Origin of the sequence: Paenibacillus hexagrammi, from assembly GCF_021513275.1 — a bacterium.
Lineage (GTDB): Bacteria > Bacillota > Bacilli > Paenibacillales > NBRC-103111 > Paenibacillus_E > Paenibacillus_E hexagrammi.
Genome location: NZ_CP090978.1, coordinates 5,470,555 through 5,489,618 on the forward strand (window position 1 = coordinate 5,470,555; position 19,064 = coordinate 5,489,618).

The window sequence follows — 19,064 nt, forward strand, 5'->3', positions numbered from 1 at the left end:
GCGTGTAGACGGTGGTATTCAGTAGATTCAAACGTGTGCTTCACCGCTACGGAGACGTTCAACTGTATGTAACAGAAGTCCAATGTCTTCCGGATGGTAATCCACTCAACCTCTATATATACTTGAATGAATATTCAATGGAGATTATGATCTCTGTTGCCTCAATTCAAAAAGTGATTCGAAATCGACTCAAGCAGCAAACCCTTTATCTAATCCTTACTAAAGACAAACATCCAATTGTTCTTACGATAGATGACAACCGCGGCAATCACTACGTATATTGTCAAAAAACCGTCTACCAACTACTGCTCGATAATTATTATAGTAGTTCAAACAACTATGAAAGTATGCCATCCTTACCCCCCACAACAAGAACTGCATAATAATGTTATGCTCATTGATTCCCAAGTTTTATGTAGATTTCCTGAAGAGCTCATACAATGGATTGAGCATAGCAAGCTCATTATTAGTCCTCATTACAATAAGGAAATTGAACAACTTGTTCCAGATTGCAGTGAACGGGCTCGCATACTTACTGTAATAGAAACTCTCACTTCCACACATCCCGACAAACTAATTCGAGATAGACGTACTAGCAGCCTGTACGATGGAAACAGCTATTTGCATCAAATTGCCTCACAACCACATGTTTCAATAACAAAAGTGACGATTGTTACTATAGATGAGAACATTACAATGAAAGCTAAGCTTCAAGGATACGCTGTCTTCAATCCGATGCAGCAATTATCTGAAATACACCATCCCAAACGAGAACTAAACATACTCGATGTTTCTAAGGAAGAAACTCCCACGACTTCTAATCGATTTGAGGGACTTCCACCACGTTCAAAGCGCCGTCAAAAAAAACGAAATGGCTCTCTTTTAAATGCAATGAGTTCATTTTTCTTCTAGCATCATTCATCTACAAGATATCAAATAACTATTTTCCCTCAAACTACTCTTATAATTCCAATTACACCATGAAAAACTTAGATTCCCCTAAATATTTCGTAACTTCATCTAGGTGTGCGATGATGTGTATGCCGCTTCTTTGGGCGCTAGGCATACATGGAGCAAGTGGCGCAACCTCCACCTATTCTATCTAAATGGAGGAGCCACTATGAATATTAACGACACTTTCCTAATCCATTCCCAAAAAGCAGAGAGCAGAATCTACATCATATGCAAAAAGGTTCTTGATTGTATTGGTGCTCTGGCAGGACTGATTCTTTTATCCCCTCTACTCTTACTCATTTCTCTCCTTATTAAACTTGAAAACCCATCATCGGCTATCCTCTTCAAACAAATTCGTGTTGGCAAACATGGGGAACGGTTTACAATGTACAAGTTCCGCACGATGGTATCTGAGGCCGATACTCTACTCGAAGAAATCAAAGTACATAATGAAATCCATGGAAAAATGTTCAAAATTAAAAACGACCCAAGAATTACGAAAATCGGAAAATGTCTGCGCCAGACTAGTTTAGATGAGTTACCCCAATTATGGAATGTTCTAACTGGAAGTATGAGTTTAGTTGGGCCAAGACCACCCTTAGAACGCGAGGTAGCTGAATACACGTTATATGAAATAAAAAGGCTTTCAGTCATTCCCGGCTGTACAGGGTTATGGCAAATATCAGGAAGAAATGAGCTTGATTTCTATGACATGCTCCGCCTGGACTTCACCTACATCAACGAAGCTTCTTTATGGCTCGATTTGAAAATCATTGTCATGACCATCCCCGTTATGATAACTCGGAAGGGGGCGTTTTGATTATGCATAGTAAGCATCGCTATTCATTCATGCATACTTTCATTGATTCCTTAACCATGCAGCAAACGATTGAGCAAATCAAGCATTGCATTGAACAACGCATCCCTATGCAGCATGTAGTCATTAATGCAAGTAAATTGATTTTAATGAAGGATAATCGGGAATTAACGAAAATCGTTAACAACTGTAGCATCATTAATGCTGACGGACAAGCTATCGTTTGGGCAGGCAAACTACTAGGAATCCCTATTCCTGAACGTGTAGCTGGTGTTGATCTAATGTATCATCTACTGCAAATGGCCGAACGAAAACAGTATCGAGTATATATTTTAGGTGCCAGAGAAAATGTGTTGGAGCTTGCTGTCTCTGCTATGGTTAAACGCTTCCCTAAACTGCAGATCGCAGGATATCATCATGGTTACTTTCACAGAGATCAAGAACAAGAAATTGTTAAAAGAATCTCTGCTAGCGAAGCAGACATATTGTTTGTAGGAATGAGTTCACCGTTAAAAGAGTACTGGCTTAATAAGCACCTATTCGATTTGCAAACCCCCTTCAATATGGGTGTTGGGGGAAGCCTGGATATTTGGGCGGGATATACAAACAGAGCACCTGTATGGATGCAAAAAGCTGGGATGGAATGGTTATATCGACTATGTCAAGAGCCTCAACGCATGTGGAAGCGCTATCTCATTGGTAATACCAAATTCATCCAGCTCGTCCTTAGACATTACTTTAACCCCGTGGAGGCAGTCAATCATGACATCAATTAAGGAAACGATTTGTGTAGTTGGACTAGGATATATCGGGCTGCCTACTGCTGTTATGTTCGCACGCGCTGACCATACGGTTATCTGCGTCGACACCAACCTCAGGCTGCTTGCTCAGCTTGAACAAGGACAGATACCTTTTGATGAGCCACTCCTGCAAACATACTTCGAAAAAGTAAACCATAATCGTTTAAGCTATCTCCCTACGCCTTCAACTTCAGATGTGTTCATTATCGCTGTACCTACACCAGTTCGTGAAGAATACAAAGCTGACCTGACTTACGTAGAATCAGCTATCAATTCCATCCTTCCTGTACTCGAAGTCGGTAATTTAATAATTATAGAATCAACTATCCCTCCCAAAACAACCGATGGTGTTGTCACAAATCTTTTAACTCAAGCGGGTTGGAGAGTTGGTGAAGACATTTTCCTTGCCCACTGCCCAGAAAGAGTCCTCCCTGGTAAAATTATTGTTGAAATGAGGGAAAACGCTCGAATCATTGGCGGTATTAATGAAGCTTCTTGTAATAAAGCCGCTAGTCTCTATCGTAGCTTTGTAACTGGCACCATCTTAACAACAAGTAGTATCAATGCAGAAATGTGCAAGCTCATGGAGAACACCTACCGTGATGTCAATATTGCCTTAGCCAACGAGTTAGCCAAAGCCTCATCCGTCTTAGGGGTAAATCCCCTAGAAGTTATTCAACTAGCCAATCATCATCCTCGTGTACAAATTTTGCAACCTGGTCCGGGTGTAGGCGGTCATTGTATAGCAGTTGACCCTTACTTCATCATTCAGCAGGCTCATGGGCAAACCCCTCTTATGCAAACAGCCCGGGAGATCAACACCTCTATGCCTGCATTTGTAGCAGAACAAGTTACTAGAATAGTATCTCCTTCTATGAATAAAAAAATTAGTATTTTTGGCATCACATACAAAGGTAACGTGAGTGATTTCAGAGAAAGCCCTGCACTGGAAGTCATTCATATTCTTAAAGAATTATATACAATTAACGTTCATGACCCTAAGGTAGAGGCGCATCATTCCCCCGTACCTCTCGTTTCTTTGGAAGATTGCCTTGTGGGCAGCGAGTTACTTATTGTATTAGCTGACCACGATGAGTTTTATTATTTAGATGCTGGAGAATTGCTAGCGCATATGAAGTCTCCCATCATTTTTGATACAAAAAACTGCGTCAAGCTTAGCAATCACCCATCTATTCAATATATCAGTTACAATAATTTAAACGAAATCCCCGATACAGCATGAGTTCGAATTTATTAAGACTAATGAACCGAATTTTGCAAGTAAATAATGGGGGGTTCCAATGAATTTTCAAGAATTTCTGCGATTATTACGAACACGATGGTGGATTATTGTTTGCATCACAGTTACCACCACAACCATTACGTATATTCAAAATTCATACTTTGTTAAGCCGGAGTATGCCAATTCCGCTACTTTGCTTATTAATGACCGACACAGCAATGAAAAGTATTCCTTAACCTTTGACGATGTTTTACTTTATGAGAAATTAATAGGTACATATCGAGATATCATCTTAAGTAATAAGGTATTAAATATCGTTTCTCATGAAATGCAGACGGAGTATCACACCACTCTTTCCGCTTCAGAAATACGTCGAATTATTACAGTTAGTACGTCCAACAATTCCCAGGTTATTACCATTACAGCACAGTATACTGATTATATTCTTGCAACTAATTTAGTCAATTTAGTGGCTAAAGCCTTCAGTGAAAATCTCAAAGCGATTATGAATGTAGACAATGTATCTATTGTGGATGAAGCGGTTGTGAATAGTCCGGTTCCCCCGTTAGCCCTGCAACCAAATTGAATACAGCAATAAGTGCAGTTATGGGTATCGTTTTCTCCCTTGGTCTCATTCTTTCCATTAGACTTTTAGATACACGAATTCGAACTGAAGAGGATTTATTCACTGTGTGTGATTCATTTATTCTTGGTACTATTCAATCTTTTAAGAAAGTTAAGAAAGGTATAATCTTAATCACTAAAATGGACCACGCTTCAGCTATCGCTGAAACTTTTCGCACCATTCGCACCTCCATGCATTATTTAAGGCAGGACGAAGATCAGAAATTATTTCTAATATGCAGCGCTGCTCCCGGGGAAGGCAAAACTACTGTTGTTTCTAATTTAAGCATTATTACCGCACTGGACGGAAAGCGGGTATTGCTGATCGATGGAGATTTGCGCAATCCCCATCTGCATCATGTTTTTGAAATTCCAAATCGCGTTGGACTAAGCTCAATCCTTACAGGACATTCAACATTAGGAAATGCTGTACGGGAGACTCAAATTCCAGGCTTATTCATTTTGCCCGCCGGCCCTCTTCAGCCGCATCCAGCTGAACTTTTTGGCACTATGAGAATGGATGAGCTTTGCCAGAATTTGAAAACGCAATTTGACTGTGTATTCATCGATAGTCCATCTTTACTCTCCGTGACAGATGCTAGAATTATTAAAAAGAATATGGACGGAATCATTATTACTATTCGCCTCAACAGCACCAAAAAAGATCATATTAAGAAAAACCTTACAACTGCTGGATACTTCAAAAAACAAAATTTTAGGCATTATTGTAAATGATAAAAGTGAGAGCGAATTAACAGTGAAGTTGTAAGTATCCTCAACGTTAATGGAAGGTATATGTCATATGACAACTAGGATATTAAATCTCGATGGTCATAATTTTAAAGATTTCCCTCTAGGAGGACAATTAAACTTTCAGCGAATATTATTGAGTCAGAGATATGAAGGAGTGGAGTTCAGTCTCGCTGGACTGTCTAGTGACCCTAATGAGATTCCAGGCTCCTGGCATACTCGAATGATTCATGACAATGCCTACTCGTTCTTTTCGCTCGGGGCTCTTTCGAGAAAACCAACCAAACAAAGGATTCCAATAAGTTTACGCTATACGTGGGGAGCGGCCTACTATAAAGCCAAACTGCTGCATTACGACCCTGAATTGGTTCTATATGCTCATAATCCTGAAGTGTTGATTCCATTCTTAAAGGAAAAGCACAAAATGATTTATCATGTCCATGGAACTCCACTGCATAAAGCAGCAAATTCCAAGTACTCTTGGTTTCAATCGGGTATAGCAGGCAAATTATATATGTCAATTATCGAGCGTGTCTTCCAGCGAGCCGACCATATAATCTGGTCAAGTCGTTCAGGATTAGAAGAAGCTTCAGCTTTTTTCCTTACCTAATGAATAAATCCTTCGTTCTTCCTAACGGAGTAGACACTTCGCACTATACGGTTCTTGGACGAAAAAATCACTTTCGGAACAAATACAATCTCCCGCTTGATGGAGCATTAGGTATGTTTCTTGGCAGATTAAGCAATGTCAAAGGATTAGATTTGATTCTCCATTCGATTGCAACGCTTCGTCAAGAAGGTATTGTATTATATTTGGCATTAGTAGGGTCTGGAGAGCAGGAACAAGCGCTTCGACAGCTTTGTAGCCGTTTGTCTCTAGAGTCACAGATTTTTTTTATCGGACAAAAAGAAAGCACAGAATTACCTGAGATTCTTGCGTGTGGCGATTTTGCCATGTTCGCCTCTCACACGGAGGGCTTCCCTCTAGCATTGCTTGAATGCATGGCTTCTGGTCTGCCCGTCGTTACAACAAGGGCCGGAGATATCGCTAACGTTGTCGTCAATGGATGCAATGGCTTGATTCTCGATAATCGCACCATCACTTCCTATGCAGCTGCTTGTAAACATATGATGAATCGCTTCCCCATGATGGCTGGTGAGGCGGTTCGAACAGCCAACATGTATTCACAGCAAGCCATGTTCAACAAGTTCGCTGACATTCTGTATACGATCTGCAGGTGAATCTTATGAAATCGATTCTACATGTAACTTGGTCAAGTCACATGGGAGGCTCTGAAAAACTGCTTCTACATATGCTGAGAGAGCTTGCTGCTCAAAACGATAGCGAGTTCCAGCACCATATATGTGTTATTGATGGCTCTGGCACATTGCTCTCCGAGTTTCAAGCGACAGGCTTTCCGACAGTTTATTTCATGGCGAAACATGGATTGGATGTGAAGGAAATAGGGAAGTTTATTCGCTACTTGCGAAGCCAGCCATTTGATATCATACACTTCCATTCCATTATTTCGACAATTGTGTTCGCGTGGTTATTTAATTCTGCCCATATTATTCGATCTGACCATGGAGGTAGGCTTCTAAATACGAAAGGCTGGAAACTAAAACGGGATCGATGGGTCATGCGGTTCATTGATTTACTAATAAACAAGCATATAGCCGTATCCAATCTTGTTAACATGCAACTTCAGCATACTTATAACATTGCTTCTTCAAAAATCGAGGTAATACATAATGGCATCCTTGTTAGACCGGTCTTGAACAATCGTCAGTATTTGCGTAAACAATTAAACCTAAATGAAGATGATTTTGTAGTCGGGGTAGTTGCAAGGCTTTTACATGGAAAGGGCGTACAGTACGTCATACATGCGATCAAGCTACTTATTGAACAAGGTGTAGCCTGCAAATTGGTTATAGTTGGTGAAGGACCTTATCGTGGGGAACTTGAACATATTACAGAGCAATTGTCTCTAAATGAATATGTCCAGTTTACTGGTTTGCTTACTGATACTTCTGAAATCTACACGCTTTTTGATACTTTCGTATTCTCCTCCATCTGGCAAGAATCTTTCGGAATGACACTGCTTGAGGCGCTTTCGGCAGGAATTCCGCTCATCGCCTTTAATCGGGGAGCCGTTAGTGAAATCATTACAGATGGATTCAATGGATTCTTAATTGAACCTTCTTCCGAGGAATTGGCCGAGAAAATCTTATTCATTCAAAGAGATTTACTACTGAGGCGCTCGTTGAAAGCAAATGCTCTCCAGTCCATACAAGATAGATTTCGATTAGAAACCAAGCTGAACCGACTCTTAGAAGTCTACAGGGAGGTATCCCGGAGGTAGTTCATGAAAGCTGCGATTGTACTTTATGTCTTATCTGGAATAGTTCTCGGATTGCTATTTCAAAAGAATGAATACATTGCTCTATTCTTATCAGCGATTCCTTTATTGATTGCTCTGATTCAACTCAAAGAAAGCCCGAAATGGCTTATTTTCGTAATCTTCCTCATTCTGTTCACCGTACCTATTATGCGAATGAACGTTGTAGAGAACGGAAGGTTTTTCCTGTTTCCCGCATTAATATTGTGCCAAATCTTTGCGGTTACTGTATTATTTACATGCCGCTTTCAATTTGACAAATTTTCTACTTTCGATGTCTTGATTCTTATTTACTTAGTGACTAGTGCGATCTCCACAAAACTTTCTATTATGAATGCAACATGGGGAGTTAAATATCTATATGTCAACATTTTTGGTGGCTATTTATTCTATATTTGCTTAAAACAATATACACAAAAAAAAGAAAATCTCCACATATGGATCTTTGAGCTGATTAACTCAATTTTAACTATTGTTGCAGGTTATTGTCTTATCGAATATGTCATGAAATACAACTTCTTATATCATGGTTTAGCTTCTTTTGTCGATGTCAGCAAGCAATACAGTGCCGTTTACAGGGCAGCAGGGACACTGGAGCACCCCCTTGTTGCCGGGTTGCTTTTTTTAATGTGGTTTCCGATTAACGTAGCTAGAATGTTCGAAGAAAGACTACAGTTCAAAAGTCTGATATCATCACTGCTCTTATCAGGTGGTATTCTCGTAACAGGATCACGATCTAGCTTTTACTTCCTTCTCCTCAGCGGTATGCTGCTCGTACTATTTATTTTTATAAAACGCTTGGTAAGCTTAAGAGTGATCGTCGTCATTACTACGGCCTTTATGCTCCTAATTGGTCTTCTTACTACAGACAATCAAATTTTGACGCGTGTAAAGGCTACAAGTAGCGAGTCTTTGTCCAGTGAGGGAGATTTAAATAGGTACTACTCCGTACTATGGGCTATAGATACAATGAAGCATTATTGGCTATGGGGATTGGGTCCTTTAAATGCAGATAACTTTAAACAAACAGATAGGTACAGCAAGTACACGGTTACTACGAATTGGGGCATGGAAAATTCTTGGACTGCTTTAGTTTTGGATCACGGCGTTATGGGAAGCATTCCTTTCTTCCTGATCTTAATCATTGTTATAAGTAGACTAATCGGAGCTATCATTCGTTCTCGTGATAAAACCAGTTCCCTAACGCTAATTGGATTCCTAGTAGGGTTTATTGCTTTCTTAGCCAATTTAGGCACATTTAATGCTTTGAACGGCTCATTTACAGTCCAAATGATGCTTTGGGTGCTCGTATTTATAGGAGAACGTTACGCTGCTGCTTTATCCAGATTTCCAGTAAATATCAAATTGGCCTAATAGATCAACTATTATGTTTTTCCTATCAGCCTTTTGATTCTAGAGGTAAGCTCTTTAGCTGATGCCGGTTCCGCGACAACATTGCAGACGATAAATACTGACATTACAACTATCGCCACGATTATCGATTCAAAAATCCATTCGATCCAATTTGAAGAGTTTTCTATGAATCTCCCGCCTCCCCCAACTATACATGCCGCAGCAATGATATTAACGACTAATCTCCTTACAGAATGGTAAGGGGATTTTTTCAATACAACACGGTTTCCGTAATGGATTAAGTCTATGGCTCTAAATAAGAACGAACAAATTCCGCCTAACAACACACCGTAAATTCCAAAAAACATGACAAATACAAGTGAGGCAACAACGTTAATGCAGGCTTCGACGAGCATTCTCATCCTAGTCTCTTTATAGTGCCCTGCTGCGATTACGATCGTGTACTGCGGTTCCCTTATATGGTTAAGCAGGCCTACCGCAACAAACATCATAGCTAATAAAGGGTCGACGTACGCCGGGTCATGTAGCTTTGCCGTATACAAACGAACGAAGGGCATAATTAGAAGCACTGAACAGGTATATCCCCAAATCATGATGATATAGTAGATGTATTCATACATATTGTACGCTTGTTGAAGCTGTCTTTTATCTTTAAGTGCAATTAATTGCCCAAATCCCGACATGATACCACTAGAAAATGAAAGAATAAGCATACTAACTGCGCCAAAAACTGTATTGTAAACAGCATATAAACTAACTGCTTTAAAATCGGAGAACATGCTTAAGACGATCATTGGCATGTTAAAAATAGCCATTGAAGCAATTTGCTGCATAAAGGTATCCCATCTAGTTGGAATAACATCCATTGTAGCGTTTACCTTTATATTTAAATCCTTATAGTTCCTCTTCACATAAAAAGCTAAAATGGACACACGTGAAACGTAAACAGCAGAAGCTATCAATTGTACGATCAAGATACTGCTGTCCAACGTAATTAATGTAATGGCTATCATATTATTAGCTATCAATCCTACCGACTGGACTAGGCTTACCACATAGCTCTTCTGGTCAGCTGTCAGTAATACCCGATAGGTTCCCATAAGCAGGTATTCGGCTACTCCCGCTCCTAATACGACCAATATGAGAGCAGTCATATACACCTTTGAAAGAGAACCATGTACTAACGAAGGATAGACGATGGCAAACAATGTAACGATGAGAGCAAGCCACGCCCCCGTGCGATGATAGAACCTTCTAGATGCCGATAGAATCTGATTGATCTTCATGGCTTCCCGATTAGCTAATGGGTTAAACAAAAGTTGGATGGCGGCCATTCCCACCCCCGTTTCGATTAAGTTGAAAAACACCATAAATTGCTTAACAACTGCAATAATACCATTCACAACAGAGCCATAATGTTGAATGACCATAACAGGTAAAATGAATCCCGTTACATTCGATATGATTTGTAAGAGAAAGTAGGTTAAAAAATTATACATGGCTTTTTTTGTACGCATCATAGTCTCCATCTATGCAGGAATTACAACACTAAGGGATCATCCCAGCAATGCCCCGTATCATAGGCAACGATACCTTGCTTACAAAGCTGATGAACCATTACTTTAGCAGCGGGTCCTGCTGAAATAAGAACCCTTGTCTTAGACAAAGTCAATTGCTGTGTACTTGCTATATGATGAATCTGATGAATTATATCATGAATATAATCGAAGCAATTGGCTGTGGGAATTTCAATATAGTAAGTTCGCCCATTGAACTGTTCTCTAAAAGACTGATAGCATGCTGGATTGGAGTGAATAAATATAATGTTTTTTGCTCGCTTCCAGATTGGCTGATATATGACTTTATTGCCTTTTTGAAATAAAAACGCATCTCCATACAAACCACCATCTTGCCTGCACAATTTCCTAAAAGTTTGCTTGGGTATAGCCCAGCAACGTACATATATAAGCCTCTTTAATAAATAGAATCCTGAAGACTTAAAGAAAGCTCTTGGCATTGCCAGCATATAACCTGCCTCAACACCTTCTTCATTATATTCCTCAACAATTTGAAGGAGCTGCTGCTTCAATTCATCAGAATACGCCTGATAATGAATGCTGCCTCCATTGATTATGATAAATTCTCCGTCTCCAAAACGAATTAGCGATAAAGGTTGTCTAATCAGACACTGCGCGGTGTCCCTATCATTGATGATAGTCGCCCGGCTGGGCATGAAAGAACACGTTAAGCTTGAAAGAATTCTAGACCAGTTCTTTACTTTGTTTATTATTTTTCTTGAATTCAAATCTAGATCAACTCTTTCCCTTCTAGACGGATTTCAGCTTCTTTCTGTAGTACCACAGCCCAAGTGGAAACAACAACAATGAAAGCAATGGAAAGGCCGAGTTCTTGATCATATGCTGTTCTTCACCATGAACGGCAAATGCAATATACTGCGCTGCATACTTCCATTTCCTAAGGAGGCTTTTTTCCATAAGCACTAGTTCCTTGTAATACAAGCTGAATCCCCTTGGGTTTTGGCGCATAATTTCAACGATGTTATGGGTGTACCCATCAGGCAAATATTGTCCTACATATAAAATTTGATCCAATATAGCCATTGTGTATTGTTTAGAAATACGATTGTAAACAATAGCCTCATTAATGAAACGTTCTCCTGGAATTTCAGGAAAGGGAAACTGCCGTAAAATATTTAGGGTAAAAACAAGCATGGTGTCCCCACTAAATCCATGCTTTGTATAAAGGTCATAAATAGAAGTTGTCTCCACTCCTTGTGGAAACCCGCTTCCATTTAAACTTCCATCTGGATACCCGCGCAAGGAAAGAATACCGCAAACATGTTTCGTATCACTACACCTTTCCCATTTTGAGCCAATATTACCTACAGCGTTAGGAGTCAAATAGTCGTCTGAGTCTACACAAACAAAGAGCTCGGTAGTAGCTAGTTCAACTCCTCGATTATGAGCAAATTGCTTGCCTCGATTAGTTTGAAAGTAATATTGAATATTACAGCGTTCTTCTTTTATCCATGTGTTAACTAGAGCAGCAGTATGGTCCGTAGATCCATCGTCCACTACGATCCATATAAAATCCTTGCGGGTTTGTTGACATAAACTCTCATATAATCGAGGCAGAGTATGGGAGCGATTGTATGTCGGAGTGAACACTGTAAGAAACGATTCCATGGCCATTCTCCCGTCTATTTGGGATCAAAAAGAAAAAGGGTTACGCGACTGTAACCCCTTATCACTATTTTACGGATATACCACAAAAGCATCAATGCTAATATTACTACCATGCGATAACGGGTTCGATGAGCCGCTTGGAACAATTTTTAACGTATGTGTGCCAGCACTCAGTCCCTTATTTTCATACAAGACTACGTTTGGTAATAACGTCGCTGCATACGTATCTGATTCACCTGCAAATCTACCATCGATATAATAGCTTTGCTTGCCACCCCAGTCACTTTTAAAGCCAATTACGGACACGCCCGTTCCAGTAAAGGAATAGGTCGCTGAGGCGCTTGGGTACCAAGTATATTGCGATGATAAATTATAGAAAATACTATTTGAGTACGTTGTCCATGTGCCAGTGTATTGAACGCTCGCATCTTTATCATCGCTAATTTTGCTGGCTGCCCCATCCGTTATGAAGTAATCTATAGGTAAATTTGTACCAGAGGATGCTGTATTTTTCTTGCCGCTTCGTTCAACTTTTATCGTGTGAATTCCATTAGTGAGATTCGAGGTCTGATACAATAATTGATTGAACTTAGCCTCACTCGAATAAGTATCAATTTGTGTAATATACTTATTATCGATATATACATCCGCAATGCCATTATACATATTAGTGTATCCGAACCATGCCACAGAAGTACCTGTAAATGTAAACTGTACATTTGCATATAAATCCCATGAATAGCTAGCAGTCTTACCGGAATGGGCGTCATTCAGATTCTGGCTCCAATTGGCATTGTACTTCAGTGAAGCATCGTCGTTTTCAATGAGAGATCCAACCCGTCCATCGATTTGAAAGAAGTCCACAGGCAAGTTAGAGCCTTGAGAATTTGGGTTTCTAGTTGTCGTATTTACAATTTTAAATACATGCAAAGAGTCCGTCAGATCTTGAGCAGCAAATAATCTTTGCATATAGGAAAAAGAAGATTGATATGAATCTACTGTACCTACTAACTTATTGTCGATATACACATTGGCAATTCCGTTCCACGGCCCTTTAAATCCGTACCATTCAAAACTGGTACCCTTAAAAACAACTGCCACCTGAGCACCATTTCCATAAGAGTACAATGCTTTACCTGCTGAGATCTGGTCATTATTCAACACTGAGAAGGTTCCTGTATATCGGACAGCTGAACTGGTTTCCTCTAGACGCGTAATCTGCGTGCCGTTTATGCCAATGGAATCTACCGGGATGTTGGAGCCTAATGCTTTGGGATTAACAGAACGGGATTTTACAATTTTAATACTATGAATCTCATCTGTTAGGCTCTTACTAAATAAAACTTGCTTCTCCTGCATAGAGTTTGCATAGGTATCAATTGTAGCGCTAAGCACACCGTCTACATAAATATCTGCCATCCCGCCATAAAGATTTTTAAATCCCATCCATTCAAAATAAGTACCTTTGAAAAAGGCATTGACTGAAGCAGCCGAATCATACGTGTATGCAGCATGCCCATTCTGATAGGATTGACCCGATAAATCATACCATTTACCGGTGTAGATGAGACCGGGGTCTCCACTGTCCAGAATAAGACTGGCTGTCACCTTTGGAGCAAATGAGATGGAGACAGGTACCGATGCGGCGGATTCATTGCCATATGCATCCAGCGCCGTCACCTCGTAATACAACATCGTCTCCCCTTCTACATTCAAAGGAGGGCTAATCTCCGTGTAAGTAGATTTTTGCAGCAACTCTCCGTTTATTCTCACATAGCCTTCATTCGCTTTTAAGCTCCGATACACGCGATATTCACTTGCATTTTGGCTCGGCGCCCAAGTAAGCGTGACAGAGCCATCATTATTTTTAATACCGTTTACTTGTTCCGGTGTATCCGCTGTGTTCTTTGAAATCATTACAGATGCGACATTCGACTTGACTACTACTTTGCCAGTGTTATTAATTGCTGTTATGTAGTAACTGTATGTCTTATTATTAGCATGTGAGACCAAGATTGACGTATCTATATATAGACCATATACATTGGAAACTACCGATCCTGAGCCGAGAATCGTATAAGTGGAACCGTCGTCTGTAGATTGGTTAACTTGGTACTCAACTGCTCCGTTGATTACATTCCAATTCAAATTGACGCCTTCATTGGAGACGGTTGCGTTCAAAGTAAGGGATTCCGACTTAGGGATCGTTATCGCTGCTGCTGTCGATAGCTCTGTTTCTACCCCAAACATATTCACCGCTGTTACCTGGTATTGGAATACGGTGTCAATTTCTAAATTTGTCGGAAGACTGCTGTCGATAAAGCTTGTATTTACCAGTAAGTCATCTCCGCTAATTATCTGCATTTTCCCTGTAGGTGGAACGCTGCGATAAATGCGATATCCCGCAGCATGAGAACTCGGCAGCCAAGTGACCTTTACTGTTCCGTCTGTGTCTCTTACTGCGTTCAATTGTTCAGGGACATCAGCAGTATTCCTAGGGATCATACAAGATACCGGCATCGATTGAAGCATCATCTTCCTATTTTCATCAAGTGCCGTCACATAGTACTTGTATTCTGTATCCATTGCAACACTTGTCAATACGGACGAATCTGTAAATTGCCCGTATACATTAGACATTACAGCCCCGGCACCTATCGTTCTATAGGCGGATCCATCGCTCGACCTGTAAACCTCATAGAACTTGGCTCCATCAATCGGATTCCAATTCAAATTCACTCCGTCGGAGGAAAATGATGTATTCAATGTGAGAACTACAGGTTTTGGGATGATAATGGTGGCCGGTGTTGAGAAAGCTGACTCGACTCCATAGACATTCACTGCCGTCACGAAGTATCGAACAACGGTATCACGATCGGTACTTATCGGAAGGTTGCTGTCCTTGTAGCTAGTCTCCTGCAGCAAGACACCACTGCTAATATTTTGCAAATCCTCATTAGGTTCAGTGCTTCTATATACTCGATACTCCTTGGCGTTGTAACTTGGCAACCACGATAGCTCAATCTTCCCATCGGCACCTTTCAAAGCATTTACTTGAGTCGGCACCTCAGCTGCATTCTTACTTATTGTTACTGAAGCAATGTTTGAGGTAATTAAAGGTATGCCCCCCATGTCAGTAGCGGTCACATAATATCTAAAGGTTTTGTCCGCTGCATAGGTTCCAAGTACAGAAGTATCATGAAACGTTCCTTGACTACCCGACAATATCGAGCCTTCTCCTATCCTCGTGTAGGTAGAATCAGAACCTTCGGATCGGTACACCCAATATCGCGCTGCGTCTACCGACGAATTCCATGTTAATTTAACTTCACTATCAACGAAAGCAGCTTGCAGCGAAAGGCTTGCAACTTGTGGCACAATAACACTAGCAGAGCTAGACAACGATGATTGATTGGAGTAGGCATTACTGGCTACCTTGTAGTAGTACGTTTTTTGTCCCTCATTCGAGCGTTGTATGGAACTATCGATGTAGGACGGAGAAGTTACAATGCCAGAAATAGCCTGGAATCCCTGATCGGGTTGCTCAGATCGATACACTTGATAACCTTGAGCCAGATCTACGACATCCCACGTCAATTCAGCTTGATCATTCGCCCATGTCGCTTTTAGATGTTCTGGAGATTCTGGTACACCCATAGCAATCTCAATGCGATCCGTGTTGATACGGTACTGGTTCCATTTATTGTTAGATTCGTATGCGGATGAAGGCTCCGTATTATGGGCTGTGACGGCACTATAGACAGATTCCAGAACGCTTTGCGTGCTATCAAGTAGAAAATCCCTTGACACGCTGGTATCATCATCCTTGATCTGCAACGAGATACGAACCTGATGCAGCCCATAGGTCAAATTTTCATTTTGGTAAAGCACTTGTTGATATTGGGGATCTTTAAGAGCAATCGGCAATACTGCTGTAGTCAACTTACCATCGATCTCTACCAGTAAAAGCCCGTTCTTCTTTATTCTCGTTCCAACATAACGAAATCCTTTGCCTGTATATGTGAATGACAATGAGGCATTCTTATCTTTAGAAAACTTGGAATGACCCGCCGAAAAAAGAGAACTATCGTTCACATCATCCCAATTTCCCGCATAATGGATAAATGGATCTGAATCTTCAATTGTAACAAATTGCACAGAGGGATCAACTTTTTGAGGAACTACAACACTCGCAAAATTGGATAGATCGGAAGAGACTGTACCCGAAAGTGCAGCGATTTTATAGTAGTACACCTTGGAATTATTATATGAAGGCGTTACATTGGCATCTGTATACTCCGTTGTAGAGATATTCGTGGATACTATCGTATAACCGTCATCGATCCGCTCAGATTTGTATACTTGGTACCCGTCAGCCATAGGCACCGCTTTCCAAGACAATCGAACACTACCATCTTGCCAAGATGCAGCGACATCTACCGGAGGATCCGGTACGATAGGAATAATTTGAATACTTCCAACATTCATCCTGTATTGGCCAATACGCAAAAGTAGTCTAAGCAGTGGGATGTTCTGCACGGATGAAGCTTTTACAACTGGATTCTGCTGCAGTGAGATCCGCACACGGTGAGGTCCATTCGTAAGCCCCATTTTTTCAAACAGTACTTGTTGATACTGCAATTCTTTATTTGTAACAGACGTTACCCTGGTGTAAGGTTGGTCATCAATGGCAATGTACAATGCATCATTATATTTCGTCTTGGTCCCCGTATACCTGAATCCGCTTCCTGAAAAGGTAAATGAAAAGCTTGCGGCACTATCTTTAGTGAAATAAGATGTATTCTGTGAAAGGATACTTTCAGATACCACATCCCATTCACCTGAAAATTGAACAGCCGAATTTTGCCCATTCATTGGAATCGTTACCCATTTAGTATCAGCCGTGGCCCATGCAATTCCGACAAATCCCTGAATCAAAAGTAATAACACTAATACGAGAGAAACCATTTTCTTCACTTCGTACTACCTCCCCTTTTGCAAAAAACAGAATATATGATATGAAGCAGTGCGAAAGCAACTGTTCCGGCATAATCAACACATATATCGGTCACACTTGGTGTTCTACCAGGTACAAATGATTGATGGAATTCATCTAGAACCGCCCAAATCAAAATAGTTGTGTAGACAATGAAGATAAGCAATCCCTGTTTCATTGGTAACAGATAACGCCCCCCACCATCAGCCCAGCCGATAATATAAAAAACTCAATAAAATGTGCCATTTTTCTAGCCACAAAATCCAAATAAGCATAATGATTCGCATTTATGTATGTAACACGTGAATCTGTATCTTGAATAACACTGTTATCATTCCTATCTGATATCACAAAGTAATCTGTTCCGATATTATAGCCCTTAGAATCTTCATGTTTCTTTCCATTTGCTTGTATGGAAATAGTATGGGCACCATTAGGCAGTCCATCCGTTTCAAATAAAGTTTGATGAAGAAGGAGAGTGGAGGAATATAAATCTTTAGAAGTTGCCAACTTATGGTCAATATAGACATTCACACAGCCATTAAAATCACTGGAATATCCTATCCATGTAATGCCATCACCATTAAAATCTAACTGAATTGCCGAATCAGGTGATACAGAATAGGTCGCTGTACCTCCTGAAAAACTTGGATTCTGAAGCCTTACTGGATGATTTTGAATAAGTTTGCCTCCGTAAGGTATCGAAAGATTGGGAATAAAATAATCAATAGAGATAAGCAAAGGCTTTTGCGTGGGGGTTGAGTGAAAAAGAGAAAACTCTTCAGACAAACTGCTCAAATAATAAGCTGCAGCAAATAAACAAATAAGTACAGATGAAATCAGAATATACCGTTTATGAAAAGGGAGCCTTTTTACGTTTCTTTTCGTTGATCGTGGGGGAGATGATTCATATGTAGGCCTCTAAGGTTTTCATATTTAATAAAAATTGAAACCTGCAACTGCATTTTATCATGGAACAACTATTTCCATCAATCACCATTTGGGTCTTTTTGCTTATTTTTTGTCGTAATATATACCTTTTTATCGAAAAAATATAAAAGAAGCCTTTATCCAAGAAAATACACTTAGAAAAGGCTTCTTCAATTAAACTTGTACGCTTTCCTACTTACACACCCACAATATGATAGCCACCGTCTACATAAATCACTTCGCCCGTAATACCGCGGGAGAGGTTGCTCATCAGGAACATCGCGGTGTCCCCAACTTCGGCTGTCTCTGTTGTTTTGCGCAGAGGCGCCTTCTCTTCCACTTGGCGAAGAATCGAGTTGAAATCCTTGATGCCTTTCGCAGCCAAGGTACGAATTGGGCCGGCGGAGATCCGTTCACACGGACGCCGAATTGACCGAGGTCATTCGCCAGATAGCGCACACTGGCTTCCAGAGCCGCTTTGGCAACGCCCATCACGTTGTAATTCTTCATGGCACGCTCAGCGCCCAGGTAGGTCATCGTCATGATGCTGCCGCCTTCTGTCATCAGCGGATACACGCGCTTGGATACGGCAACCAGCGAGTAGGCGCTGATATCGTGCGCCAAAGCAAAGCCTTCGCGAGAAGTATCTACGAACAGACCTTCCAGCTCTTCCGTTTTGGCAAATGCAATACTATGTACAAAGCCGTGAAGCACCCCAAATTTTTCTTTCAATGTGCTTACGAGCGTATCGATTTCTGCGTCTACAGTGACGTTACATGGCAGCAGGATCGATCCTGGAATGGTATCAGCCAGTTTGCGCACTCGCTCTTCCACTCTCTCGTTCTCATAGGTAAAAGCGAGCTTTGCGCCTTGCGCTGCAAGGGATTGAGCGATAGCCCAAGCGATGCTTCGATCGTTGGCTACACCCATGACCAGTATATTTTTGCCGGATAACAATTGACTCATTTGGA

At 40.7% G+C, this 19,064-nt stretch carries 16 protein-coding genes and 1 pseudogene; 10 read left to right on the plus strand and 7 right to left on the minus strand.

The window, feature by feature from the left end; genetic code table 11:
- Positions 1 to 339: 339 nt before the first annotated feature.
- From L0M14_RS24860 to L0M14_RS24905, 10 genes are all read left to right on the plus strand, one after another.
- A complete protein-coding gene (locus L0M14_RS24860; protein WP_235119122.1) occupies positions 340 to 912 on the plus strand; it encodes a hypothetical protein in 573 nt (190 codons plus the stop codon).
- 208 nt (positions 913 to 1,120) lie between these two features.
- Positions 1,121 to 1,774, plus strand: a complete 654-nt coding sequence (locus tag L0M14_RS24865; protein ID WP_235119123.1) for a sugar transferase — start codon at positions 1,121 to 1,123, stop codon at positions 1,772 to 1,774.
- Between the two features lie 2 nt (positions 1,775 to 1,776).
- Positions 1,777 to 2,547, plus strand: a complete 771-nt coding sequence (locus L0M14_RS24870; protein ID WP_235119124.1) for a WecB/TagA/CpsF family glycosyltransferase — start codon at positions 1,777 to 1,779, stop codon at positions 2,545 to 2,547.
- Positions 2,543 to 3,814: a nucleotide sugar dehydrogenase gene (locus L0M14_RS24875; protein ID WP_235123029.1), complete on the plus strand. Its 1,272-nt coding sequence runs from the start codon at positions 2,543 to 2,545 to the stop codon at positions 3,812 to 3,814. Before L0M14_RS24870 ends, L0M14_RS24875 begins: the two co-directional genes overlap by 5 nt.
- Positions 3,815 to 3,872: 58 nt before the next feature.
- Complete coding sequence (locus L0M14_RS24880; RefSeq protein ID WP_235119125.1) at positions 3,873 to 4,400, plus strand: YveK family protein; 528 nt, start codon at positions 3,873 to 3,875, stop codon at positions 4,398 to 4,400.
- A 20-nt stretch (positions 4,401 to 4,420) separates the two neighbouring features.
- Positions 4,421 to 5,173, plus strand: a complete 753-nt coding sequence (locus tag L0M14_RS24885) for a CpsD/CapB family tyrosine-protein kinase (RefSeq protein WP_235119126.1) — start codon at positions 4,421 to 4,423, stop codon at positions 5,171 to 5,173.
- Positions 5,174 to 5,240: 67 nt separating this feature from the next.
- Positions 5,241 to 5,798 carry a hypothetical protein gene (locus tag L0M14_RS24890; protein ID WP_235119127.1) on the plus strand — a complete coding sequence of 186 codons (558 nt, stop codon included), beginning with the start codon at positions 5,241 to 5,243 and terminating at the stop codon, positions 5,796 to 5,798.
- A gap of 113 nt (positions 5,799 to 5,911) precedes the next feature.
- Positions 5,912 to 6,430, plus strand: a complete 519-nt coding sequence (locus L0M14_RS24895; protein WP_235119128.1) for a glycosyltransferase — start codon at positions 5,912 to 5,914, stop codon at positions 6,428 to 6,430.
- A gap of 41 nt (positions 6,431 to 6,471) precedes the next feature.
- The gene (locus L0M14_RS24900; protein WP_235119129.1) at positions 6,472 to 7,551 is read left to right on the plus strand and encodes a glycosyltransferase family 4 protein; all 1,080 of its coding nucleotides are present in this window, start codon (positions 6,472 to 6,474) and stop codon (positions 7,549 to 7,551) included.
- 3 nt (positions 7,552 to 7,554) lie between these two features.
- A complete protein-coding gene (locus L0M14_RS24905) occupies positions 7,555 to 8,961 on the plus strand; it encodes an O-antigen ligase family protein (protein WP_235119130.1) in 1,407 nt (468 codons plus the stop codon).
- An 11-nt stretch (positions 8,962 to 8,972) separates the two neighbouring features.
- Here L0M14_RS24905 and L0M14_RS24910 read toward each other — a convergent pair whose 3' ends face one another.
- The 7 genes and pseudogenes from L0M14_RS24910 to fabI form a co-directional block, all read right to left on the minus strand.
- Positions 8,973 to 10,478: a lipopolysaccharide biosynthesis protein gene (locus L0M14_RS24910; RefSeq protein WP_235119131.1), complete on the minus strand. Its 1,506-nt coding sequence runs from the start codon at positions 10,476 to 10,478 to the stop codon at positions 8,973 to 8,975.
- A gap of 23 nt (positions 10,479 to 10,501) precedes the next feature.
- Positions 10,502 to 11,266 carry a GT-D fold domain-containing glycosyltransferase gene (locus tag L0M14_RS24915; protein ID WP_235119132.1) on the minus strand — a complete coding sequence of 255 codons (765 nt, stop codon included), beginning with the start codon at positions 11,264 to 11,266 and terminating at the stop codon, positions 10,502 to 10,504.
- Positions 11,267 to 11,288: 22 nt separating this feature from the next.
- Positions 11,289 to 12,167 (minus strand): glycosyltransferase family 2 protein, encoded by an 879-nt coding sequence (locus tag L0M14_RS24920; protein ID WP_235119133.1) that lies wholly within the window; start codon positions 12,165 to 12,167, stop codon positions 11,289 to 11,291.
- Between the two features lie 69 nt (positions 12,168 to 12,236).
- The gene (locus L0M14_RS24925; RefSeq protein ID WP_235119134.1) at positions 12,237 to 17,144 is read right to left on the minus strand and encodes a hypothetical protein; all 4,908 of its coding nucleotides are present in this window, start codon (positions 17,142 to 17,144) and stop codon (positions 12,237 to 12,239) included.
- The gene (locus tag L0M14_RS32075; protein WP_350340482.1) at positions 17,141 to 17,341 is read right to left on the minus strand and encodes a VanZ family protein; all 201 of its coding nucleotides are present in this window, start codon (positions 17,339 to 17,341) and stop codon (positions 17,141 to 17,143) included. The genes L0M14_RS24925 and L0M14_RS32075 overlap by 4 nt, the downstream gene beginning before the upstream one ends.
- Complete coding sequence (locus L0M14_RS24930) at positions 17,338 to 17,961, minus strand: hypothetical protein (RefSeq protein ID WP_235119135.1); 624 nt, start codon at positions 17,959 to 17,961, stop codon at positions 17,338 to 17,340. The genes L0M14_RS32075 and L0M14_RS24930 overlap by 4 nt, the downstream gene beginning before the upstream one ends.
- A 328-nt stretch (positions 17,962 to 18,289) precedes the next feature.
- Positions 18,290 to 19,059, minus strand: a pseudogene (gene fabI / locus L0M14_RS24935) (enoyl-ACP reductase FabI).
- Between the last annotated feature and the right edge of the window lie 5 nt (positions 19,060 to 19,064).